At 64.4% G+C, this 22,921-nt stretch carries 24 protein-coding genes; 16 read left to right on the top strand and 8 right to left on the bottom strand.

Going from position 1 to position 22,921, the window contains the following annotated elements; genetic code table 11:
• Positions 1-2: 2 nt before the first annotated feature.
• Both AC0GNR_RS04240 and AC0GNR_RS04245 read left to right on the top strand, forming a co-directional pair.
• Positions 3-506 carry a dihydrofolate reductase gene (locus AC0GNR_RS04240; protein ID WP_472899758.1) on the top strand — a complete coding sequence of 168 codons (504 nt, stop codon included), beginning with the start codon at positions 3-5 and terminating at the stop codon, positions 504-506.
• A gap of 14 nt (positions 507-520) precedes the next feature.
• Complete coding sequence (locus AC0GNR_RS04245; protein ID WP_472899759.1) at positions 521-1,285, top strand: exodeoxyribonuclease III; 765 nt, start codon at positions 521-523, stop codon at positions 1,283-1,285.
• 93 nt (positions 1,286-1,378) lie between these two features.
• Here AC0GNR_RS04245 and ntrC read toward each other — a convergent pair whose 3' ends face one another.
• The 6 genes from ntrC to AC0GNR_RS04275 all read right to left on the bottom strand — a co-directional run bounded on the left by ntrC (position 1,379) and on the right by AC0GNR_RS04275 (position 8,383).
• The gene (gene ntrC / locus AC0GNR_RS04250) at positions 1,379-2,944 is read right to left on the bottom strand and encodes a nitrogen regulation protein NR(I) (RefSeq protein WP_472899760.1); all 1,566 of its coding nucleotides are present in this window, start codon (positions 2,942-2,944) and stop codon (positions 1,379-1,381) included.
• A 44-nt stretch (positions 2,945-2,988) separates the two neighbouring features.
• Positions 2,989-4,089, bottom strand: a complete 1,101-nt coding sequence (glnL, locus tag AC0GNR_RS04255) for a nitrogen regulation protein NR(II) (protein ID WP_472899886.1) — start codon at positions 4,087-4,089, stop codon at positions 2,989-2,991.
• Positions 4,090-4,139: 50 nt separating this feature from the next.
• Positions 4,140-4,700, bottom strand: coding sequence for a hypothetical protein (locus AC0GNR_RS04260; protein ID WP_472899761.1), 561 nt, complete (start codon positions 4,698-4,700; stop codon positions 4,140-4,142).
• Positions 4,701-4,943: 243 nt separating this feature from the next.
• Positions 4,944-6,359, bottom strand: a complete 1,416-nt coding sequence (glnA, locus tag AC0GNR_RS04265) for a type I glutamate--ammonia ligase (RefSeq protein WP_472899762.1) — start codon at positions 6,357-6,359, stop codon at positions 4,944-4,946.
• A gap of 264 nt (positions 6,360-6,623) precedes the next feature.
• Positions 6,624-7,463 (bottom strand): competence/damage-inducible protein A, encoded by an 840-nt coding sequence (locus AC0GNR_RS04270; RefSeq protein WP_472899763.1) that lies wholly within the window; start codon positions 7,461-7,463, stop codon positions 6,624-6,626.
• Positions 7,460-8,383: an EI24 domain-containing protein gene (locus AC0GNR_RS04275; RefSeq protein WP_472899764.1), complete on the bottom strand. Its 924-nt coding sequence runs from the start codon at positions 8,381-8,383 to the stop codon at positions 7,460-7,462. The genes AC0GNR_RS04270 and AC0GNR_RS04275 overlap by 4 nt, the downstream gene beginning before the upstream one ends.
• Positions 8,384-8,481: 98 nt before the next feature.
• On the opposite strand from AC0GNR_RS04275, the gene AC0GNR_RS04280 reads away from it, so the two are divergent.
• From AC0GNR_RS04280 to AC0GNR_RS04290, 3 genes are all read left to right on the top strand, one after another.
• Positions 8,482-9,300 carry an alpha/beta fold hydrolase gene (locus AC0GNR_RS04280; RefSeq protein WP_472899765.1) on the top strand — a complete coding sequence of 273 codons (819 nt, stop codon included), beginning with the start codon at positions 8,482-8,484 and terminating at the stop codon, positions 9,298-9,300.
• A 69-nt stretch (positions 9,301-9,369) separates the two neighbouring features.
• Positions 9,370-10,731: a M48 family metalloprotease gene (locus AC0GNR_RS04285; protein ID WP_472899766.1), complete on the top strand. Its 1,362-nt coding sequence runs from the start codon at positions 9,370-9,372 to the stop codon at positions 10,729-10,731.
• A gap of 161 nt (positions 10,732-10,892) precedes the next feature.
• Positions 10,893-11,624 (top strand): DUF2726 domain-containing protein, encoded by a 732-nt coding sequence (locus AC0GNR_RS04290; protein WP_472899767.1) that lies wholly within the window; start codon positions 10,893-10,895, stop codon positions 11,622-11,624.
• Positions 11,625-11,653: 29 nt separating this feature from the next.
• Here AC0GNR_RS04290 and AC0GNR_RS04295 read toward each other — a convergent pair whose 3' ends face one another.
• On the bottom strand, positions 11,654-12,403 hold the full coding sequence (locus tag AC0GNR_RS04295; RefSeq protein WP_472899887.1) for a 16S rRNA pseudouridine(516) synthase: 750 nt from the start codon (positions 12,401-12,403) through the stop codon (positions 11,654-11,656).
• A 93-nt stretch (positions 12,404-12,496) separates the two neighbouring features.
• On the opposite strand from AC0GNR_RS04295, the gene AC0GNR_RS04300 reads away from it, so the two are divergent.
• A complete protein-coding gene (locus AC0GNR_RS04300; RefSeq protein ID WP_472899768.1) occupies positions 12,497-13,114 on the top strand; it encodes a DUF2062 domain-containing protein in 618 nt (205 codons plus the stop codon).
• 18 nt (positions 13,115-13,132) lie between these two features.
• On the opposite strand, the gene AC0GNR_RS04305 is transcribed toward AC0GNR_RS04300, so the two are convergent.
• Positions 13,133-13,447, bottom strand: a complete 315-nt coding sequence (locus tag AC0GNR_RS04305) for a DUF3579 domain-containing protein (protein WP_472899769.1) — start codon at positions 13,445-13,447, stop codon at positions 13,133-13,135.
• A gap of 278 nt (positions 13,448-13,725) precedes the next feature.
• Between AC0GNR_RS04305 and AC0GNR_RS04310 the strand changes: the two genes are divergently transcribed.
• The 10 genes from AC0GNR_RS04310 to AC0GNR_RS04355 all read left to right on the top strand — a co-directional run bounded on the left by AC0GNR_RS04310 (position 13,726) and on the right by AC0GNR_RS04355 (position 22,907).
• On the top strand, positions 13,726-14,925 hold the full coding sequence (locus tag AC0GNR_RS04310; RefSeq protein ID WP_472899770.1) for an acetylornithine/succinylornithine family transaminase: 1,200 nt from the start codon (positions 13,726-13,728) through the stop codon (positions 14,923-14,925).
• Complete coding sequence (gene argF, locus AC0GNR_RS04315) at positions 14,922-15,878, top strand: ornithine carbamoyltransferase (protein WP_472899771.1); 957 nt, start codon at positions 14,922-14,924, stop codon at positions 15,876-15,878. The genes AC0GNR_RS04310 and argF overlap by 4 nt, the downstream gene beginning before the upstream one ends.
• Before the next feature lie 70 nt (positions 15,879-15,948).
• Positions 15,949-16,893 carry a class I SAM-dependent methyltransferase gene (locus tag AC0GNR_RS04320; RefSeq protein ID WP_472899772.1) on the top strand — a complete coding sequence of 315 codons (945 nt, stop codon included), beginning with the start codon at positions 15,949-15,951 and terminating at the stop codon, positions 16,891-16,893.
• A gap of 19 nt (positions 16,894-16,912) precedes the next feature.
• The gene (locus AC0GNR_RS04325; protein ID WP_472899773.1) at positions 16,913-17,227 is read left to right on the top strand and encodes a YkgJ family cysteine cluster protein; all 315 of its coding nucleotides are present in this window, start codon (positions 16,913-16,915) and stop codon (positions 17,225-17,227) included.
• 91 nt (positions 17,228-17,318) lie between these two features.
• On the top strand, positions 17,319-17,945 hold the full coding sequence (gene kynB, locus AC0GNR_RS04330) for an arylformamidase (RefSeq protein ID WP_472899774.1): 627 nt from the start codon (positions 17,319-17,321) through the stop codon (positions 17,943-17,945).
• A 21-nt stretch (positions 17,946-17,966) separates the two neighbouring features.
• Positions 17,967-19,241, top strand: coding sequence for a kynureninase (gene kynU, locus AC0GNR_RS04335; RefSeq protein ID WP_472899775.1), 1,275 nt, complete (start codon positions 17,967-17,969; stop codon positions 19,239-19,241).
• Positions 19,242-19,344: 103 nt separating this feature from the next.
• A complete protein-coding gene (kynA, locus tag AC0GNR_RS04340) occupies positions 19,345-20,226 on the top strand; it encodes a tryptophan 2,3-dioxygenase (protein WP_472899776.1) in 882 nt (293 codons plus the stop codon).
• A 24-nt stretch (positions 20,227-20,250) separates the two neighbouring features.
• The gene (gene modA, locus AC0GNR_RS04345; RefSeq protein ID WP_472899777.1) at positions 20,251-21,084 is read left to right on the top strand and encodes a molybdate ABC transporter substrate-binding protein; all 834 of its coding nucleotides are present in this window, start codon (positions 20,251-20,253) and stop codon (positions 21,082-21,084) included.
• Between the two features lie 6 nt (positions 21,085-21,090).
• Entirely contained in the window at positions 21,091-21,771 is a 681-nt protein-coding gene (gene modB / locus AC0GNR_RS04350) for a molybdate ABC transporter permease subunit (RefSeq protein WP_472899778.1), read from the top strand.
• Positions 21,768-22,907 (top strand): ABC transporter ATP-binding protein, encoded by a 1,140-nt coding sequence (locus AC0GNR_RS04355; RefSeq protein ID WP_472899779.1) that lies wholly within the window; start codon positions 21,768-21,770, stop codon positions 22,905-22,907. Before modB ends, AC0GNR_RS04355 begins: the two co-directional genes overlap by 4 nt.
• The last annotated feature ends 14 nt before the right edge of the window (positions 22,908-22,921 follow it).

Here is a 22,921-nt window from a genome sequence, read left to right on the forward strand (position 1 = left end):
CCATGACCGCCGACACCCCCCGCCTGCACCTCATTTACGCCCGCGCCGCCAATGGCGTGATCGGCAAAGACAACGCCCTGCCCTGGCACCTGCCGGAAGACTTGGCGCATTTCAAGCGCACCACGCTCGGTTGCCCGGTCATCATGGGGCGCAAAACCTGGGATTCGCTGCCGCCCAAATTTCGCCCATTGCCGGGCCGGCTCAACATCGTGGTGTCGCGCGACCCGGCCTGGCAAGCGGCCGGTGCGCTGCACGCCACATCCATTGACGCAGCACGGGCACTTTGCCCACCCGGCAGCGACGCCTGGGTGATTGGCGGCGCGCAGATCTACGCCCAAGCCCTGCCGCTGGCCAGCAGTGTCGTGATCACAGAGATTGACCAGGCCTTTGAGGGCGATGCCTTTGCACCCACCCTCGACGCGGCCTGGCAGGAGCAAGCGAGAGAAACCCACGTGGCGGCCAACGGCATGTCGTTTGCCTTTGTCACCTACACCCGCACAGACTGAAACCACACGAACCCATGCAACTCGCCACCTGGAACATCAATTCACTCACCGTGCGCCTGCCCCAGGTGCTCGACTGGCTCGCTGCCCACCCGGTGGACGTGCTCGCGCTGCAGGAACTCAAACTCACCGACGACAAATTCCCCGCACAGGCCTTTGCCGACGCGGGTTACCACGCTCAGTGGTTCGGCCAAAAAACCTACAACGGCGTGGCGCTGATCAGCAAACTGCCTGCGCAAGATGTGCTGAAAAACATTCCGGGGTTTGAGGACGAGCAGTCACGCGTGCTGTGCGCCACTTTCGATGGCGTGCGCGTGATTGGCGCCTATTTTCCGAACGGCCAGGCACCTGGCAGCGACAAGTTTGCCTACAAAATGCGCTGGCTCGACGCGCTGCGCGAGTGGGTGCGCGCCGAGATGGCGGCCCACCCGCAACTGGTGCTGATGGGCGACTACAACATCACGTTTGACGACGCCGATGTGTGGGACCCCGAAGGCATGCGAGAGACCATCCACTGCACCACCGAGGAGCGCACGCACCTGCAGGCCTTGGTTGGACTGGGGCTGACCGATGCGGTGCGCCTGTTTCCACAGCCGGAGAAAAACTACAGCTGGTGGGACTACCGCGAATTCGCGTTTCGGCGCAACCGAGGCATGCGCATCGACCACATCCTGATCAGCGAAGCGATGAAGGTGCGCGCCACCGCCTGCGCCGTTGACAAGCTTCCTCGCAAAAACGAGCGCCCCAGCGACCATGCGCCGGTCGTACTCACAATCGAATAGCGCGGGTAGCCGCTCAAAGCACCGTCAAACCGCCTTTGCCAGGCCACAGGTGCTGCCCTTGGGGGTGACGCGAAGTGGCGCGGTGGGAACCTGCTACTCCAGGTTCAGTTCCTGAATCTTGCGGGTGATGGTGTTGCGCCCAATGCCCAGCTTCTGGGCCGCCTCAATGCGCCGCCCGCGGGTGTTGCCTAGGGCGGTCTGAATGAGCCGGGTCTCGAAGCGGCGTGTCAGCACATCCCAGACATCGGGACGGCCCTCCTCCAACAAGGCAAGGGCCTCGGCCTGCAGGCCCGATTCCCAAGCCGTCGCCGCAGCATCCCGTGGTGGCACAACCAGCCCTGCGGCGGCCAGAGCCGGCTCTTCCGAGGCCAGTGAAGCCACTGGAACGGGCGCTGCCGCGGCGAATGCCACGGCGGCAGGCTCTGGCCGTGCAGGCGCTGCGGGCACCGCAGGCGGCAACGCAGACGCACCGGCGGGAGCGGCTTCAACGGCGGACATGGCCAGCACCTCAGGCGGCAGGTCTTTGAGTTCAATGACTTGCGCGGGCGCCATCACGGTGAGCCAGTGGCACACGTTTTCCAGCTGGCGCACGTTGCCCGGAAAGTCAAACGTACCCAGCAGACGCAAAGCCGCTTCAGAAATGCGCTTGGGCTCCACACCGAGCTGCTTGGCGCTTTGCTGCAAAAAGAAGCGCGTGAGCATGGGAATGTCTTCGCGCCGCTCACGCAGCGCGGGCAAGCGCAGTCGGATCACGTTGAGGCGGTGAAACAAGTCTTCGCGAAACACGCCCTCCTTGACGCGCTGCTCCAGGTTTTGGTGGGTGGCAGCAATCACGCGCACCTGCGCCTTGACAGCGCTGTGCCCGCCCACGCGGTAGAAATGACCGTCCGACAGCACCCGCAGCAGCCGGGTCTGCAGGTCAAACGGCATGTCACCAATTTCGTCCAGAAACAGCGTGCCGCCGTCGGCCTGCTCAAAGCGGCCGCGGCGCATCGTCTGGGCGCCGGTGAAGGCGCCGCGCTCATGGCCAAACAGTTCCGACTCCAGCAAGTCTTTGGGAATGGCAGCGGTGTTGATGGCCACGAAAGGCCCGCCTGCGCGCGGCGAATGCTTGTGCAGCGCCCGTGCCACCAGCTCTTTGCCCGAACCCGACTCGCCCGTGATGAGCACCGTGACCTGGCTCTGGCTGAGCCGCCCGATGGCACGAAACACATCTTGCATGGCCGGCGCCTGGCCCAGCATTTCGGGTGCTGCGCTCATGCGTTCTTCGGCCACTTCTTCGCGCTGGCTTTCTTCCACCGCACGCCGGATCAGCTCCACCGCCTTGGGCAAGTCAAACGGCTTGGGCAGGTACTCAAACGCGCCGCCCTGGAACGCCGAGACCGCGCTGTCCAGGTCGGAAAACGCGGTCATGATGATGACCGGCAGACCCGGCAACTTTTCCTTGACCTTCTCCAGAAGGTCCAGACCCGAGCCACCGGGCATACGGATGTCGCTCACCAGAATCTGCGGCCCCTCGTGTTCGGGCGTGTCGGCCAGCGCCGTCAGCACGTCTTGCGGGTTGGTGAAACTGCGGGTGGGCAGGTTTTCGCGCAACAGGGCTTTCTCCAGCACGAAGCGTATCGATTGGTCGTCGTCCACTATCCAGATCGGCTTCATGTCTATGTCTTCCCTTCGTCAGTCGATGCGTGTGGTTGTCGGCGTCAAGGCAACGGAATCAACAATTTGAAATCCGTGCGACCTGGCACGCTCTCACACTCGATCAGGCCATGGTGTTGCTGCACAAAGGTTTGCGCCAGCGTGAGTCCAAGTCCCGAACCGCCATCGCGTCCCGACACCAGCGGGTAAAAAATGCGGTCCTTGATCGAGTCTGGAACACCAGGCCCGTTGTCGATCACATGCAATTCCAGTGCCAGGCGATAGCGCTGCTTACCAAACGTCACTTGTCGGCCCACGCGGGTCTTGAAAATGATCTGGCCTTCGCCTGCTGCGATGCTGGCTGAGAGCGCCTGCGCCGCGTTGTGCGCGATGTTCAGCACCGCCTGAATGAGTTGCTCGCGGTCGCCGCGAAATTCGGGGATCGAGGTGTCGTAATCACGCACCACGCGCAGACCCTTGGGAAACTCGGCCAGGATGAGCGATCGCACCCGCTCGCACACCTCGTGAATGTTCACGTCGCCCACCACATGCGGACGCCGGTGCGGTGCCAGCAGGCGGTCCACCAGCGACTGCAGTCGGTCGGCCTCATGAATGATGACCTGTGTGTACTCGATCAGCTCTTTGGACTCCAGCTCCATCTGCAGCAACTGCGCAGCCCCACGAATGCCACCCAGCGGGTTCTTGATCTCGTGCGCCAGGTTGCGGATCAGCTCTTTGTTGGCCTGGGCCTGGTCGATCAGCCGCTCTTCCCGCTCTTGCCGGGTCTGCTGCTCCAGCGGCAGCAGCTCCACAATGACCTCGCCAGCGGTTTCGGTCTGCGCCACCACCACGTGCACCGGCAACGGATCGTGGGCCAGGCGCTTGAGCCAGGCGTCGTAACGCAGCGCGGCAAACTCGTTGCCCCGCGCGCCGGAGAGGGCGTTGTGCAGCAGCAGGGGGTCGGTAAAACAGTCTTGAAGGCGCGCACCCGTGATGCTGCGCCGCGACATACCCAGCGCGTCTTCCAGCGCGGCGTTGGCGTACAGCACGGAGCCGTCGGACGCCACCACCGCCACCAGGGTGGCCAGGAGGTCAAGCGACTGGAAACGCTGCGCCGCAGGGACAGAGGGAGTTTCTGTTGGGCTGGCCGCGGGTGCGGGCGCCAAAGAAGGGGCGACTGGGGTGGGGGTGGGGGGGGTGGTCTTTTTCAAGACACCTATTTTGCGGCAGAACCGCGGGGGTTTGCGCCGCCGCTGAGTCGGCCCAATTCGCGGCGAATACCCTCCACATCGCTCTGTGCGCGGGCCACAGCGGCTTTGAGTTCGGCCACGCGGTCCAGGTAGCGCTGGTGGTTGCGCCCCTCGATACCCTGCTTTTCAGGCTCACCGTTGGCGTAATCCTTCTGCGCTTGGGCGAGCCGCTCCTCGGCCTTGCGCAACTCGGCTTCCAGAATGGCCCGGGCATCGCTGTCGCGGGCGCGCTGGGCCGCTGAGTCCACACGCTCGGTGCTGGTACGACCCGGCGAGGTGGACGGTGTGCTGCGCGGGGTGCTGCTGGCGCTGGGTGGGCGGGTTTCCGTGCTGCGCTGGGGGGTGGTGCCCTGCACGATGGTGATGTTGCCGCCCTCCATCAGGGTGCAGCCCCGGCTCTTGGCCACCTCGGCGTTGTTGGTGTATTCGTTGCCACAACGGTAAATGCGCTCTTGGGCCTGAGCCTGCACAAGGCACAACGCGGCTGCGCTGGCAGCCAGCCATCGGATGGCGGGGGTCGGTTTCATGGTGAACAACAAGAAAGCTCCAGATGCACGTTGCTTGGAAATCAGGCGCGCACTCAGGCACGCATCTCATTTCAGTATGACCGAAAACACCCTAAAAAGTGCCCTAGCAGGCGAAGCCCAGGGCAATTTGGCCCACGGCATGAAAAAAGGGACGGCAAGTGCCGTCCCTTTTGTATTTGACCCACAGCGCGACAAGCGCGCTGCAAGGCGGTGGTGCGGTCCCGGCGCAGGCCGGGCCCACGCTCACAGGCTGAAGTACATGTCGTATTCGACAGGCGCCACTTCAACACGGGTGCGGTTGACCTCCGTGGTCTTGAGCTCGATGTAGGCGTCCAGCATGGCGTCGGTGAACACGCCGCCTTTGGTCAGGAACGCGCGGTCCTGGTTCAGGCATTCCAGGGCCTGGTCGAGGCTGTGGCACACGGTTGGCACCAACTTGTCTTCCTCGGGCGGCAGGTGGTACAGGTCTTTGGTGGCCGCTTCGCCGGGGTGGATCTTGTTTTCCACGCCATCCAGACCAGCCATCAGCAGCGCTGCAAAACCCAGGTAGGGGTTCATCAGTGGATCGGGGAAGCGCGCTTCCACGCGACGGCCCTTGGGGTTGGCCACATAAGGAATGCGGATCGAGGCCGAGCGGTTTTTGGCCGAGTAAGCCAGCTTCACCGGGGCTTCGAAATGCGGCACCAGGCGGCGGTAGCTGTTGGTACCTGGGTTGGTGATGGCATTCAGGGCACGGGCGTGCTTGATGATGCCGCCGATGTAGTACAGGGCAAAGTCAGACAAACCGGCATAGCCGTCGCCAGCAAACAGGTTTTTGCCGTCTTTCCACACCGACTGGTGCACATGCATGCCGCTACCGTTGTCGCCAGCGTAAGGCTTGGGCATGAAAGTAGCGGTCTTGCCGTAGGCATTGGCCACGTTGTGAATGACGTACTTTTGCAGAATGGTCCAGTCGGCGCGCTCAACCAGCGTGCTGAAACGGGTACCAATTTCGTTTTGGCCAGCGCCCGCCACTTCGTGGTGGAACACTTCAACTGGAATGCCCAACGACTCGAGGATCAGGGACATCTCGGCGCGCATGTCTTGCGTGCTGTCGACGGGGGGCACGGGGAAATAGCCGCCCTTGACGGTGGGGCGGTGGCCGCGGTTGCCGCCTTCGAGCTTGGAGCCGGTGTTCCAAGGGGCTTCGTACTCTTCAATTTCGTAGAAGGTGTGGCCAGGTTCGGTGCTCCAGCGGACGCCGTCAAAAATGAAGAATTCTGGCTCTGGTCCAAAGAATGCCGTGTCGCCCAGGCCGGAAGACTTGAGGTAAGCCTCGGCGCGCTTGGCGATAGAGCGCGGATCGCGCTCGTAGGCCTTGCCATCGGCAGGCTCAATCACGTCGCAGGTCAGGATCAGCGTGGTTTCTTCGAAGAACGGATCGATGTTGGCGGTGCTGGGGTCCGGCACCAGCTGCATGTCCGAGGCTTCAATACCCTTCCAGCCAGCGATCGAGGAGCCGTCAAAAGCGTGACCGGAGTTGAACTTCTCTTCGTCAAAATGCGAAACAGGCACCGTGGTGTGCTGCTGTTTGCCACGGGTGTCGGTGAAACGGAAGTCAACAAACTTGACGTCGTTGTCTTTCACCATTTGCATCACGTCTGCGACGGTCTTGGCCATCAAATACTCCTGTAACTGGGTAAGTGGAAATTAAGGGGACGGTGTGGATAAGCAGTTTATGTGCCAAGGCCTTGAGCATGGCGCCGAAGCCGCCAAGCCGACCATCTTCGAGGTTGAAATTATCGCGCAGCCCGTGGTGCAGTCGACGCAAAAAGCCCGCGAAGGTACGGCTTTGCAGCTCAAAAGGGGCACGCAGTGCGCCGAATCAACCCGCAATGCACTTAAATGGTGCAGATCGTCAAAGATGCACCATAAACGCGCATTTTACGATCGCACCAATTCGGGGCCCAGCTGCGCACCACGGTCATGCAGCCCCGCCAGCAAATCGACAAAAGCCATACCCACCGCTTCGGGAGCGCCCTTGACGCCCAGCTCGATATGGCGCCCGTAGGTGGGGTGGTCCACGCTGGGCAAGCTGAACACCTTCACCGCGTGCACCGCCTCAATGCGCTCCATCAGCGGGGTCAGCGCCGCTTCCATGGCACCCATCACCACCACGGAGCGTTCGAGCCAGGCACCCTGGCGCTGGCAGTGGGCGTATTGGCCGTCAAGCACGGCTTCGATCATGGGCCAGGCCATGACGGGGAAGCCGGGCACAAAGTGCACCGTGCCCCCACCCGGGCCGTCGCAACTGAACCCAGGAATCTTGTTGTATGGGTTTTCGATGATGCGGGCACCCAAGGGAAACACGCCCATGTTGTAGCGGTGCACGTTGTCGGGGCGGGTCGGATCAAAGGTTTGCCCCTGTTCGGTGGCGATGTCGCGCATGCGCTGCTCGATCAGGTCCTTGGCCTGCGGGTGCAAAGCCAGTTCAACCCCGAGCGCTGCTGCCGCGCACTGGCGGGTGTGATCGTCTGGGGTGGCACCAATGCCGCCGCAGGAAAATACCACGTCGGCGCTGGCAAAAGCGTCTTCCAAGGCCGAGGTGATGCGCTGGCGGTCGTCGCCCACGCAACGCGCCCAGGCCAGCGAAAGGCCGCGCGCGGCCAGCAGTTCAATGACTTTGGGCAGGTGCTTGTCGGCACGCTTACCGGACAGGATTTCGTCGCCAATGATGATCAGACCAAAGGCGGGTTGGGTGAAGGGGTTGTGGGCAATGGTCAAGGGGCACCTGATCGGTCGGGCGGTGGCAAATGGGGGGTGCTGTCGGTCAGCGGCTGGGCGTCTTGAAATGGCGCGGCTTGCGGCGGCGGATCTTCGCGGGGCTCTGCGTCCAGCACCTCCACGCCTGACGCGGCTCGCAGGCGCTGCAAGGCGGTCAGCGAAAAATGCGCAAACCAGAGCGAGGCAAAAGCAAACACCAGGGTGTAGATCCAGATCGCCACCGGCACCAGCAGCGGTGCCAGCGCGATGAACATGGCGCCCGAAGCCCACAACAGGCTGGGCGCTGCACCCAGATAACCACTGAGCACGCCCATGAGCAGCAGAGTGCTGCGGTTTTCGCGCAGGATCTGCTTGCGCTCTTCGCTGCTGGCGTGCACGGCCAACGCGTCAAACGCAAACACCCGGTAGGTGAGCCAGCCCCATATGAGGGGCGGCAGGATCAGCACCAGGGGCGGCACCAGCCACAGGGGCATGGACACCACCAGCACCACCACCGCCAGCAGCGTGGAGCCCAGCGACCACAGCACACTGACCAGCAGCGAGCCGCCGCGCTTGCGCTCCAGCGCGGGGTAGCGCCGCTGTCCCACCAGCTCCACCATGGCGGGCGTCATGAACATGGCCACCAGCAGCAGGCACAGCAACACAATCACCGGCGTAGCCAGCACCAGCACCAACAACGGCGCAAACACCGTGCGCAGCGAACCCATGCCCAGCCGCTCCAGCCAGCTCAGAAACGCCTGCACCAGCTCATAAGCCTCCAGCCAGGCAGCCACCGAGGCCACCGCGCCTTCCCAGAAAAAATAACCCAGCCCAAACGACAAGGCCACCATCAGGATCAGCGGCAGAAACGACAGCGCGATCACGCGGGGGTGCATGCAGTAGGCCACGGCACGCCAAAAGGAATCAAACAACAGGCTCATGGCTGCAAGAATACAGGCTTTCAACCGGCCACGAAGGCCACTACCCGGCAGCCGGATGCCCCGCGGTACGGCCTTGGTCGCCAGCACCAAACACACATATGAACAGCATCACCATCGAGGGCGTTCGACTAGAAATCACCCACATCGACGGCCCGAACGACCGCGCGCCGTTGGTGTTCTTGCACGAAGGTCTGGGCAGCGTGGCCATGTGGCACCAGCGCGGTCGGCATTGGCCCACCGAGCTGTGCCAGGCCACCGGCCGCGCGGGCTGGGTGTATTCGCGCCGCGGCTACGGCCAGTCCGACCCGGTGGCTGACGTGCGCGGCCCCTCGCGCTGGCAAGGCGCTTGGCATGTCGGGCGCCACGAACCCGACTACATGCACCAGGAAGCCTGGGTGGTGCTGCCCGAGCTGCTGAAGCAGCTGGGTGTGCAGCGCCCGGTGTTGGTGGGGCACTCAGACGGCGCCAGCATTGCGCTGTTGCACGCCAGCCGCCACCCGGTGAGCGCTTGTGTGGCCATTGCGCCGCATGTGGTGGTGGAAGATGTGGCAATACGCGCCATTGCCCAGGCGCGCCAGCTGTATGAGAGCGACGGCACCGAACGCGGGTTGCGTGCGCGGCTGGGGCGCTACCACGCCGATGTGGACAACGCGTTCTGGCAGTGGAACGATGTCTGGCTCAGCGAGGCGTTTCAACGCTTTGACATACGGTCCGACTGCGAAAACATTCAGGCACCGCTGCTGGCGTTACAAGGCGAAGAAGACGAATATGGCACGCTCGAGCAACTGCACGAGATTGCGCGCGCCTGCCCCCACGCACTGACGCAAGCCTTTCCAAACTGCGGCCACAGCCCGCACCGCGACCAGCCCGTTGCGCTCACGCAAGCGGTTGTGCAGTTTCTCGCCAAAACCACATAGCTCCCCCATTTGCGGGATGGCGCGCCTTCCCTACCGTGGTCACAATCTCAGGCTACTAAAAGTTTGATCATGCCCACACACCCCGGTATCTCGCAGCAACTGGCCACCACCCTCCGCCACAACCGAATCACCCGCCGCCAGGCCATGTGGCTCCTCGGAGCCAGTTCGGTGGGCGCGTCGCTGGTCAGCCTGCAGGGCTGCGCACAGTCCCCCGTCACGGGTGAGACCATTGTGGTGGGCATGAGCGAGGCACAGGAGCGCCAGGTGGACGCCCAGGTTGCGCCGCACCAGTTTTCGCAAGACCTCGGCGCCATTCAGGACACAGCGGTCAACCAATACGTGAGCAGCCTGGGCCAGCGCATGCACCGCATGACCCACCGACCCGACATGCCGTACTCGTACCGCGTGCTCAATGCCAACTACGTCAACGCGTACACCTTCCCCGGCGGAGCCATGGGCGTGACGCGCGGCATCCTGACCGAGCTCAACAACGAAGCCGAGCTGGCCGCCCTGCTCGGCCACGAAATGGGCCATGTGAACGCCCGGCACGCGGCGCAGCGCCAAGGCCAGGCGCTGGTGGCGCAGGCGGCCGTGGTGGGACTCAACGTGGCCGTGCAAGACGCTCAGTGGGGCCAGTTGGTGGGGTTGGGCAGCCAGATTGGCGCCAGCGCCCTGCTCTCAAGCTATTCGCGGGACCACGAACGCGAGGCCGACGCACTGGGCCAGGAATACCTGGTGCGCGCGGGCTACCCGGCGCAAGGTATGACCGCCTTGCACCAACTGCTGGTGGACGAGGAAAAAGCTGCGCCCAGCCTGGTGTCCACCCTGTTTTCGTCACACCCCATGAACACCGAGCGCCGCAACACCGCCGCACAACTGGCCGCCACCCGCTACGCCAGCAGCGCCAAGGCACCGCTGCAGCGCGAACGCTTCATGGACAGCACCGCCAGCCTGCGCCGCATCAAACCGGCCATCACCGCGTGCAAACAGGGCGAGTCGGCCATGGCGGCCAAAGCGCTTGCGCAGGCGCAGCGCCACTTTGAGTCGGCGCTGAAACTGAGCCCGCGCGATTACGCCGCCCATTTCCGCATGGCACAGTGCCTGCAAGCCCAAGGCAAAAGCACCCAGGCCCGCCAGTTTGCCCAAACGGCACAAGCCATCTACCCCCAAGAGGCGCAAGCCCACAAACTCTCGGGCGTGCTCGCGCTCAGCCTGCGCGACCCAGCCGCCGCCTTTGAGGGCCTGGACCGCTACGACCGGCAACTGCCTGGCGATCCTGGCATCACCTTTCTAAAAGGCGTTTCGCTCGAAGGCATGGGCAACCGCCAGCAAGCTGCTCAACATTACGCCCACTACCTGCGCCTCACACGGCAAGGCCAGGCCGCCCAGTTTGCCGCCAGCCGCTTGCAGGCTTGGGGGCTGGTGCGCTGAAAAAACGCCCCACCGCCGGCCCAAAGACCGGTGCGCAGCCTTCAAGCGGCTGCAAAACCACAAAGAAATCACGGGAATGGCTCGCACAAGCCTGCCAAAAGCAACCCGAGGTGCGGCGAAATCCATACACTTTGATACAAATTCGGGTACTTTCAAACAATATGAACAACTGGTCTAACCCATGGCTGCTGGCTGTGCTGGCTCCCGCGCTGCTGGCGCTGGGCGCCGTGCTCCACCGCGCCTGGGAGGCCCGCCAGGCCCGCGCCAAGCGCCGCATACCCAAACACTGGCCGCTGAACACCCGCGCGCTCGCCAACAGCGAGGAAGCGCGGGTTTGGCATTGGCTGGCCAGGGCGTTTTACGACCACCACGTCATGATCAAGTTGCCGGTGACGCGCTTCACGCTGCCGCGCGATCGCGAACAAGGCATGCACTGGTACCGACTGCTCGGTAGTGTGTATTGCACTTTCACCATCTGCAAAGCAGACGGCCGGGTGGTGGGCTGCGTGGACGTGCCCGGCACCGCCGGCCTGCCACGCAGCGCCCGCAGCCTCAAGCACTCACTGCTCACCCAATGCGGCCTGCCCTACTGGGTGGTGCGCTCGGGCAGCTTGCCCACGGTGGCCGAGATCCGCGCCGAGTTTTTGGGCGAATCACCCACCACCCAGGCGATGCGCGAACGCGAGCAAGAAGAGCGGGCCATCATCGCTGCGCAAACCAATTTGAGAACCGTGCTGACCCGCCAGCGCAGCAACCGCCAAAGTGATTTCGCGCCCTTGTCCAACTGGCCCAACAGCGCCAGTGGTGGGCTGCGCAGCGACTTCAACTCGCAGTGGCAGGACGACAACTCGTTCCTGATGCCGTTGGACAGCCGCCGGGGCGACCTGCTCTGAACCCAGCCAGGCTCAAGCAGCAGCTGGGCTCACACGGGCGTTTTGACCGGCACTTTCTGCGTCAGCACCTGCACTTCTTCAGCAGTGAGCCAGCGCCATTGCCCCGGCAAAAGGTCTTCCGGCAGCACCACCGGGCCAATGGAGGAACGGTGCAAACCCTCTACCCGATTGCCCACCGCGGCCACCATGCGCTTGACCTGGTGGTATTTGCCCTCGGTCAGCGTCAATTGCAGGTGGGTGTCGCCGCGCGCCGCACAGGCTGCGGCACGCACCGGCTTGGGGTCGTCGTCCAGCACCACGCCCTCAAGCAGCCGGGCCACCTGCCGATCGTCAAGCGCGTGCTTGACCTGCACCTCGTAGACCTTGGGCACATGGTGGCGGGGCGAGGTCATGCGGTGGATGAACTTGCCATCATCGGACAACAGCAAAAGGCCTGTGGTGTCCTGGTCCAGCCGACCCACCGCCTGCACGCCCGCAGCCGCACCGCCGCCCCGGTTGCGCAGCGGGCCGGGCAGCAGGGTGTAAATGCTGGGGTAGGTGCTGGGCTTTTGGGAGCATTCGTAACCCGCGGGTTTGTGCAGCATGAGGTAGGCCAGCGCGTGGTAATGCCAGATTTCACCCTGGACGCGAAACACCAGGCCGGTTTCTTCGAAGGCTACGGTGGGGTCGGTGCAGGTCGCGCCATCGGCCCCCACCTGCACCAGCCCTTGCTGTACCAGGCCACAGCAAATGCGGCGTGTGCCGAAGCCCTGAGAAAAAAGAATGTCCTGTAGCTGCATCATGATGGGAGGATTGTCGCCGCAGACGGCGCGACCCTGTGGCTTCAGCGAGAATCAAAAGCTAGCCAAAGTCACAACGCATTTCCTCAACGGATGAAACACAAGCTCAAGCAACTGCTGCCGACACCAGAGACGCTGCGCAACAACCGTTGGCTTCGCTGGATGGGCCCGGTGCTGCACCATCCCAGGCTGTGGCACTTCAGCCGCAAAGGCATTGCCTTGGGCCTGGCGCTGGGCATCTTCTTTGGTCTGCTGATCCCGGTGGCCCAGATCCCTTTCTCCGCCACGGTGGCGGTGCTGTTGCGCGCCAACCTGCCCATGGCGGTGGCGAGCACCTTGGTCACCAATCCAGTGACATTTGGGCCGGTCTATTACGGCGCCTACCGTCTGGGCAAATGGGTGCTGGGTGAAGAAGATGTGTCGGAAAAGAAAGCCGTCAAAATTTTGGAAAAGGCTGAGGCCTTGCCCGCCGAAAAAGAGAGCTGGACCGAGCGCATGCGCGCCTGGGTGACCTACCTCGGCACCGTCGGCAAGCCGCTGGTGGTGGGCCTGGCCATCGTGGCCACAGCCAGCGGGCTGTTTATTTACTTTCTGACCAGTGCGCTGTGGGTACTCAAGACGCGCTGGACGCGCAACCGCCGCTTGCGCGAGCGGCTGTCAAGAAACGCAGTGAAGCCCCTGCAAGGCGCTGACGACACCACCGGCGCCTGAAAACAGCGGCTGGATGGCTCAGGCAGGCGGCGTGTCGAGCAGACACGCTTCCACCACTTGCAGTTCGTTGTCGCGCGCAAAGTTCATGCAAAAGTCCCATGCCATGGGCTCTTCTTCGCGCAAATCGACATGCACCACCACGCACTTGATGCCGTTGATGGTGTTGGGCACGCACCAAGGCGAGTAGCTCAGATGGCTGCCAGGCTGGGCGCCACCGGGGCGAAATTGGCTCATCACGCCCGCCAGGCGCTCGGCCCAGTCGCTGGGACGAAAGGTGCGGCCGCTGAGCGTGACGCCCTGAATGAACACTTGCTTGGCAGTTGGTGAAACCATCGGGGAAGCCTTCGGATGGAGGGCCCTGGAAGGGAAAATTGACACCACCAGAACGAGGATCGCTCGCCAGGGTGGGCGCTGGGTATTATATCTTATATAAGACCTGAGACTAGGGATTACCCGACCTCAAGGCAGTCTGCCAGCTTGTGAGGGCATCCGCATGGCAGCGATGCGCAACAAGCAATGATGATGCCCGCAGCTGCCTCTAAAATCGCTTTTCAACGGCTCAACCTTCGTTGAGCCGCTTTCTTTTTGGCCCCTCTCCACTGGAGTCCTGCATGTCTGCTGCCTTGACCACCGCCGCCTCGCCCCACGTGATGAACACCTACGGCCGACTGCCGATCGCGATGTCGCACGGCCGAGGCTGCCGCGTCTGGGACGTGAACGGCAAGGAATACCTGGACGCGCTGGCCGGCATCGCGGTAAACACGCTGGGCCACGGCCACCCCAAGCTGGTGCCTGCGCTGCAGGAGCAGGTGGCCAAAATGATGCACTGCTGCAACTACTACCACGTGCCCGACCAGGAGCGCCTGGCGCAAATGCTGGTGGAGCGCTCTGGCCTGACCAACGTGTTTTTCTGCAGCACTGGCCTGGAAGCCAACGAAGCGGCGCTGAAACTGGCGCGCAAATTCGGGCACGACAAAGGCATTGAGCGCCCCGAAATCGTGGTCTACGAGAAAGCCTTTCACGGCCGCAGCATTGCCACGCTCTCAGCCACTGGCAACCCGAAAATTCAGGCTGGTTTTGGCCCGCTGGTGGAAGGCTTCATTCGCGTGCCGGTGAACGACATTGAAGCGCTGAAACAAGCGACCGAAGGCAACCCGAATGTGGTGGCGGTGTTTTTTGAAGCCATTCAGGGCGAAGGCGGTGTGAACCCGATGACGGTGGGCTACATGCAAGACCTGCGCGCGCTGTGCGACGCCCGCGACTGGCTGATGATGATTGACGAAGTGCAGTGCGGCATGGGCCGCACCGGCAAGTGGTTTGCGCACCAGTGGGCCGGTATCAAGCCGGACGTTATGCCGCTGGCCAAAGGGTTGGGCTCAGGTGTGCCTATTGGCGCCGTGGTGGCGGGGCCCAAGGCGGCCCACATTTTTCAGCCGGGCAACCACGGCACCACCTTCGGCGGCAACCCCCTGGCCATGCGCGCCGGGGTTGAGACCATCCGCATCATGGAAGAAGACGGCCTGCTGGCCAACGCTGCGGCCGTGGGCGCCCACCTGCATGCAGCGCTCGAGGCCGGCCTGCAAGGGCTGGCCGGCGTGAAGGACATTCGCGGTCAGGGCCTGATGATCGGCATTGAACTCGCCAAGCCCTGCGGCGTGATCACACAACGCGCGGCCGACGCTGGCCTGCTGCTGAGCGTGACCGCTGACAACGTGATCCGCATCGTGCCGCCACTGATCATGACCACCGCCGAGGCCGACGAAGTGGCCGCCATCTTGTTGCCACTGATCCACGCGTTTCTCTCAGAATGAATGCCGCCATGAACCTCAAGCACTACCTGCAGTTCAAAGACCTGGGCGCCGACGAATACGCCTACCTGCTCACGCGCGCAGCCTTCATCAAGGCCAAGTTCAAGGCGTTTGAAAAGCACCAGCCTTTCGCCGACCCGGACCGCACCCTGGCCATGATCTTCGAGAAGGCCAGCACCCGCACCCGCGTGAGCTTTGAGGCCGGCATGTACCAACTCGGCGGCTCTGTGGTGCACCTCACCACCGGCGACAGCCAGTTAGGCCGAGCAGAACCGATTGAAGACAGCGCCAAGGTCATCAGCCGCATGGTCGACCTGGTGATGATCCGCACCTTTGAGCAGAGCAAGATCGAAGCGTTTGCCGCGCACTCGCGCGTGCCCGTCATCAACGGCCTGACCAACGAATTCCATCCCTGCCAGATCCTGGCCGACCTGTTCACCCTGGTCGAATACCGCCCCGCTGCCAGCGGCAACCCGCTGGACGCCATCAAAGGCAAGGTGGTGGCCTGGGTGGGCGACGGCAACAACATGGCCAACACCTGGCTGCAGGCCGCCGAGTTGCTGGGCTTCACGGTGCACGTGAGCACGCCCAGCGGCTACGAAGTGGACCCTCAGCTCGCCGGCATCGGCAACCCCGGTTGCTACAAAGTCTTCAAAGACCCCAAGGAAGCCTGCGCGGGCGCCGATCTGGTCACCACCGACGTCTGGACCAGCATGGGCTATGAAGCCGAAAACGAAGTGCGCCGCGCTGCCTTTGCCCAATGGTGCGTGGACGAGGCCATGATGGCCGTGGCCAAGCCCGATGCCTTGTTCATGCACTGCCTGCCCGCGCACCGCGGGGAAGAAGTGAGCGCCGAGGTGATCGACGGGCCACAAAGCGTGGTCTGGGACGAGGCCGAAAACCGCATGCACGCGCAGAAAGCCCTGATGGAGTACCTGCTGCTGGGCCGGCTCTGATCTCTGATTCTCTGGACACCCGGAAATCCCAACACGGTCGGCCGTGAGGCCCGCCCCCAACAGGAAACCCATGCAAGCCTTGCTCGACGCCATCACACAGATGGACGCTCCCACCGACGCTGGGCGTATTTTTCATGGCCGCGGTGGTTTGCACCCGGGCTGCGAACAGTGGGCGCTGGATGCTTTTCCGCAGGTTTGGCTGCTCACCAGCTTTCAGCCGGCCACAGACGACGAGCTGGCCCTGGTCCACAGCGCCTTGGCCGCCCGGTGGGCCCAGCTGCGACCCGACGAGCCCCTGAACTGGGTCTACCAGTGCCGCCAGGCCGGGCAGACCGAATCCCGCCTGATGGCCGGCGCTGTGCCACAGCCGCACGCGGTGAGCGAGCGGGGCGCGCGCTACCTGGTGCACGTGCTCAAGGGACAAAACCACGGTCTTTTTCTGGACATGGCCGAAGGCCGCGAATGGGTGCGCGCGCAAGCGGCAGGCCAGAAGGTGCTGAACCTGTTTGCCTACACGGGCGCTTTTTCGGTGGCGGCCTTGCAAGGCGGTGCCAAGCAGGTGGTGAATGTGGACATGAGCGCGGGCGCCATGGCCATTGGCCAGCAAAACCACGCGCTCAACGGGCTGCAGGCCGGCGCCAGTTTTCTGGCCCACGACATCTTCAAAACCTGGGGCAAGATCACCCGCAGCGGGCCTTACCACCTGATCGTGGCGGACCCGCCGACCTACCAGAAAGGCAGCTTTGTAGCCACCAAAGACTACCTGCGGCTGATGCGCCGCCTGCCCGACCTGTTGCGCCCCGGCGGCCGGGTATTGCTGTGTCTGAACGCGCCCGAGCTGAGCACCGCTTTCCTGCGCGACCAGATGCAGGAAGCCGCGCCCGAACTCGTGTTCGAAAAGCGCCTGCCCAACCCGACGGCGTTTGCCGATGTGTCGGACGAGCGCTCGCTGAAGGTGCTGGTGTACAGCGCGCCCGAACTGGCAGCGAAAAGCGCCACACCGCCCAGCCACTGACACCCGCCCCGATCTACCCATGTCTGCCTGCACATCTTGCGGCGCCTGCTGCGCCAGTTTCCGGGTTGATTTTTCGGTGTTTGAAACCCAGGCCGAGGGCGGCGCGGTGCCCGACGGGCTGGCGGTAGAAGTGACTGCCAGCACCTGCCGCATGCGCGGCACCGACCACTCGCCCCCGCGCTGCGCCGCCTTGTCCGGCAAGCTGGGCGTGAAGATCGGCTGCGGCATCTACGAATGGCGCCCCTCGCCCTGCCGCGAGTTTGAAGAGGGCAGCGACGCCTGCGAGCGGGCGCGCCAACGCCACGGTCTGCCACCGCTCTCAGGCTCGCACTGAAACACCAACTGCTTCAGACCTAAACATTTTCAGAGCTTGTTGGAAATAACCGACACCACGGTTTTTTGGCCGGTGCTACCTTCACGGCACCATGAAAAAGCTTTGGGACATCTCCCCCTCCATCCACGCGGCTGCACCGGTTTTTCCGGGTGACACGGCGTACGCACAAACCTGGGTCGCCAGCATCGGGCCCGGTTGCCCGGTGAACGTGAGTGCCATCACCTTGTCTCCCCACGTGGGCGCCCACGCCGACGCGCCACTGCACTACGACCCCGAGGGCGAAGCCATCGGCGCGGTGAATCTGGACGCATTTCTGGGCCCCTGCCGGGTGGTTCACGCCATCGGTTGCGGCCCGCTTGTGCAGCCCGCGCACCTTGCGCACGCCATGGAAAACCTGCCGGAGCGCGTGCTGGTGCGGGTCTACGAGCGCCAGCCGCAAGACCACTTTGACGACACCCTGCCCGCCTTCGCTCCCGAAACCGTCACGCTGCTGGCCGACCTGGGTGTGAAGCTCATCGGCATCGACAGCGCCAGCATCGACCCCGCCGACAGCAAGGCGCTGCTCAGCCACCAGGTGATCCGCCAGCGCGGCCTGCGGGTGCTGGAAAACCTGTTGCTCGACGATGTGCCCGAAGGCGACTACGAGTTGATTGCCCTGCCCCTGAAGCTCACCACCGCCGACGCCAGCCCTGTGCGCGCGGTGCTCAGAGCGCTTTAAACCCCTGCCAACGGAGCCCCCATGATCACCCAGCAAGACTGCATCCAACTCGACGCCCAAGACCCTTTGCGCAGCCTTCGCCAGCTGTTCAGCATTCCCGATGGCACCATTTACCTGGACGGCAATTCGCTCGGCGTGATGCCGGCCGCCACCCCGGCGCGGGTGGCAGATGTCGTGGCCCGCGAATGGGGCACCGACCTCATTCAAAGCTGGAACAAAAACGGCTGGTTCAGCCTGCCACAGCAAGTGGGCAACAAAATTGCCCGGCTCATTGGCGCGGACGACAACGAGGTGGTGGCCACCGACAGCACGTCCATCAACCTCTACAAAGTGCTCAGCGCCGCGCTGAATATGGCCGCGGTGGACAGCCCGGCCCGCAAGCGCATCGTGAGCGAGCGCAGCAACTTCCCGACCGACCTCTACATTGCCGAGGCGCTGTGCAAAGAGCGCGGACTGGAGCTGGTGCTGGTCGAGCCCGAAGAGATCGCGGGCGCGCTGAACGAGCAAGTGGCGGTGCTGATGCTCACCCATGTGAACTACCGCACCGGCGCCATGCACGACATGGCCGCCCTGACTGCCGCCGCCCACGCCGCCGGCGCACTGATGGTGTGGGACCTGGCGCACAGCGCAGGCGCCGTGCCGGTGGACCTGAGCGGCGCCAGCGCCGACTACGCGGTGGGCTGCGGCTACAAATACCTCAACGGCGGCCCCGGCGCCCCCGCCTTCGTATGGGTGAACCCGAAACACGCCAACCGCTTCTGGCAGCCGCTAGCCGGCTGGTGGGGCCATGCGGCTCCGTTTGCCTTCACGCCCGACTACCAGCCCGCACCCGGCATCACCCGCTACCAGTGCGGCACCCAGCCCATCATCAGCCTGGCCGCGCTGGACTGCGGGCTTGACGTGTTCACCGCCGCCGAAGCGCTCGGTGGCATGGCCGCGTTGCGCACCAAGTCGCTGGCGCTCACCGACCTGTTCATCACGCTGGTGGAAGAGCGCTGCGCAGGACACGGCCTGGGCCTGGCCACTCCACGGGCGCACGCTGAACGCGGCTCACAAGTCTGTCTGACACGGGACGAAGGCGCCTACGCCATCGTGCAGGCGCTGATTGCGCGCGGCGTGGTGGGTGACTACCGAGCGGGCGACGGCGGCAACCACAAGGACATCCTGCGCTTTGGTTTCACCCCGCTCTACATCGGCTTTGAAGAGGTGTGGCACGCGGTGGAACACCTCAAGCAGGTGCTGGAAAGTGGCGAATGGCAGCGCCCCGAATTCAACCGCCAACACGCCGTCACCTGATGCCGTTTCATCCAAACCGCCGTTCGGGCTGAGCCTGTCGAAGCCCTCTCAACCCAGCATTGCACAAGCCCTTCGACAAGCTCAGGGCGAACGGAGACACCCCATGGCCTGCCCACACAACCCCATTTCATCGACAGCCCCCGCCGCGCACGCCACCGAAGCCATCGTCGCTGAAGAAAAGGCCCAGCTCGACTTCAGCCAGCGCATGAGCTACGGCGACTACCTGCAGCTCGACGCCATTCTGGGCGCCCAAAAACCGCTGTCGCCCGCGCACGACGAGCTGCTGTTCATCGTGCAGCACCAGACCAGCGAACTCTGGATGAAGCTGATGCTGCACGAGCTGCACGCCGCGGTGAACAACATCGCCAGCGACGAGCTGAACGCCGCCTTCAAGCAGCTCGCGCGTGTCAGCAAAATCATGGAACAGCTGGTACACGCCTGGGACGTGCTGGCCACCATGACGCCGCCCGAATACAGCGCCCTGCGGCCCTACCTGGCCCAGTCCAGCGGCTTCCAGAGCCACCAGTACCGCTGCATCGAGTTCGCCATGGGCAACAAAAACGCCGCCATGCTCAAGCCCCACGCGCACCGGCCCGACCTGCTGGCCGTGGTGCAGGCAGCGTATGAAGCCCCGTCGCTGTACGACGAAGCGCTGCGCCTGCTGGCCCGGCGTGGCTTGGCGGTGCCCGCCAGCCACACCCAACGCGACTGGACCCAGCCCTACGAAGCCAGCGACGCGGTGCAACAAGCCTGGTTGCAGGTGTACCGCAACCCCAAAGACCATTGGGACCTGTACCAGCTGGGCGAAGAACTCACCGACCTGGAAGACGCCTTTCGCCTCTGGCGCTTTCGCCACGTCACCACCGTGGAACGCGTGATTGGCTTCAAGCGCGGCACCGGCGGCACCGGCGGTGTGAGCTACCTGCGCAAGATGCTCGACGTGGTGCTGTTCCCCGAAATCTGGCGCCTGCGTACCGACCTGTAACGCACGGCTGGTGATAATGGCCGGATGAGCACGCCATCCTCTCAGCACCTCCGTCCTTTCATCCCGTCTCGCCGCCGGTTGTTGGTAGTGGTCGGCTGGCTGGCCGCAGCAACGGTGGCGTGGGGCACTTCGGCAGCACGCGCGCAGCCGGTGGTGGTGGCTGCCTCTGACCTGAAGTTTGCGCTGGAAGAAGTGGCCGCGCTGCACCAGAAAGCGGGCGGCAGCCCGGTGCGGCTGGTGTTTGGGTCGTCCGGCAATTTTTACCGCCAAATTTTGCAAGGTGCGCCCTACCAGCTGTTTTTGTCGGCGGATGAAAACTTTGTGTTTCAGCTGGCCGATGCTGGCAAAACCGAAGACCGGGGCGTGCTGTATGCCGTGGGCCGCATCGGCCTGATGGTGCCCAAGGGCTCGCCGCTGAAGGCCGACGGTGAGCTCAAAGACCTGGCGCTGGCGCTGAAAGACGGGCGGCTGAAAAAGTTGGCCATTGCCAACCCGGAACACGCGCCCTACGGCACGCGGGCCATGGAAGCGCTGCAACACGCGGGCCTGTGGCCGGCCATCCAGCCGCGGCTGGTGCTGGGCGAAAACATTTCGCAAGCCACGCAGTTCGCCACCTCGGGCAGCACGCAAGGCGGCATCGTGGCGTATTCGCTGGCTTTGGCGCCTGCGGTGTCGGCGCTGGGAAGCTTTGCGCTGATTCCCGAAAGCTGGCACCAGCCGCTGCGCCAGCGCATGGTGCTGGTGCGCGGTGCCGACGCCGCCAGCCGCGCCTTTTACGCCCACCTGCAAACACCCGCCGCCCAGGCCGTGCTGCGCCGCCACGGCTTCACCCAGCCCACCGCCGCCAAGACCCCCTGACGGCGCATGGACTGGACCGCCCTCACCCTCTCGCTCAAGCTGGCCGGCGCCACGGTGGCGCTGCTGCTACCGCTGGGCCTGTGGCTCGGCCGCTGGCTGGCGCGCACGCCCGCGCGCTGGAAAATCTGGGTCGAAGCCGCCATGCTGCTGCCGCTGGTGTTGCCGCCCACGGTGCTGGGCTACTACCTGCTGGTGGGGCTGGGCAACAGCTCGCCGCTGGGCCAGTTGGCGCAGCAACTCTTCGGTGTGCAGCTCACCTTCAGCTTCACCGGTTTGCTCATTGCCTCGCTGGTGTTCAACATTCCCTTCGCCCTGCAGCCGCTGCAGCGGGCCTATGAAAACGTGCCCCCCAGCCTGCACGAAGCGGCGCTGGTGTGCGGCCTCTCGGCCTGGGAACGCTTCACCAAGGTGGACCTGCCACTCGTGTGGCCCGGCATCATGTCGGCAGCGGTCATGACCTTTGCCCACACGCTGGGCGAATTCGGCGTGGTGCTCATGGTGGGCGGCAGCATCCCGGGTGAAACGCAAACCATCGCCATCGCCATTTACGACCGGGTGCAGGCGTTTGACACGCGCGCTGCGCACACCATGTCGCTCACCCTGCTGCTCATTTCGCTGCTGGCCATCGCGGCGTCGCTGCTGGCCAGCCGCCGGCTTGGCCGCCCCCGCCCAGAGACCACACCATGAGCCTGCAGGTCAGCATCGACCAAGCCCTGCCCATGCGCCTGGCGGGCAGCTTTCAGTGCGCGCCGGGCCAGCTGGTGGCGCTGGTGGGGCCGTCGGGCGCGGGAAAAACGTCCCTGCTGCGCGCCATCGCCGGGCTCATGAAGCCGCAAAACGCCCGCATCAACGTGGGCAGCGCCTGCTGGTGCGACACCGCACAAGGCCTGTGGGTGCCGCCACAGCAGCGCAACGTGGGTCTGGTGTTTCAAGACTACGCGCTCATGCCCCACATGACCGCGCTGGACAACGTGGCCCTGCCCCTGCGTGGGCCAGATCGCCTGCCCCGCGCGCTTGACATACTGCGCCGCGTGGGCCTCACTGCCGAGCACATGCAGCGCCGCCCGGCCCAGCTCTCGGGCGGGCAGCAACAGCGCGTGGCCGTGGCGCGCGCGCTGGTGCGCGAGCCGGCCGTGCTGCTGCTGGACGAGCCGTTTTCAGCCGTGGACCAGATGAACCGGCAAACGCTGTATGCGCTGCTGGCCGAGCTGCGCGAAGACATTGCCGTGCCCATGGTGCTGGTCACCCACGACCTGAACGAAGCCCGCCTGCTGGCCGACGAACTGGTGGTGATGGCCGAAGGCGCGGTGCTGCAGCAAGGCCGCGCCGACGCCATCCACCGCGCCCCGCGCAACGCCCGCGTGGCCGACATCGTGGGCATTGCCAACCGCTTTGACGGCGTGTGGCTGGGGCCCGACGCCAACAGCCCCGATGGCACCGGCTGGCTGCGCTGGGGCACCGGCGACGCTGCCATGCACCTGCCGGTGCGCGACAAAGGGCGCATTGAGCCGGGGCAGTCGGTGGCCTGGGTGGTGCCGGGTGAAGGCTTGCGGCTGTGTAACGAAACCGCTGCGTCCAGCGCGCCACCACCCAACGGCCTGAGCCTGCAGGTGCGGGTGGTCACGCTGCGCCACCTGGGCGATGTGTGGCTGCTGCGCCTGCAATGCCTGGACGGACCCCAGGCCAGCTTTCAGATCATGCTGACCGGCCCGCAGGTGGGCCCGCTGGTGCCGGGCCAATCGCTGCAACTGTGCATGGACCTGAGCATGCTGCACATCATGCCCATCAAAACCGGCGCGGGCGCGCTGGCTTCGGCGGGCTGAGGCCCGCCCAACCG

This window comes from Hydrogenophaga sp. LT287 (genome assembly GCF_055702805.1).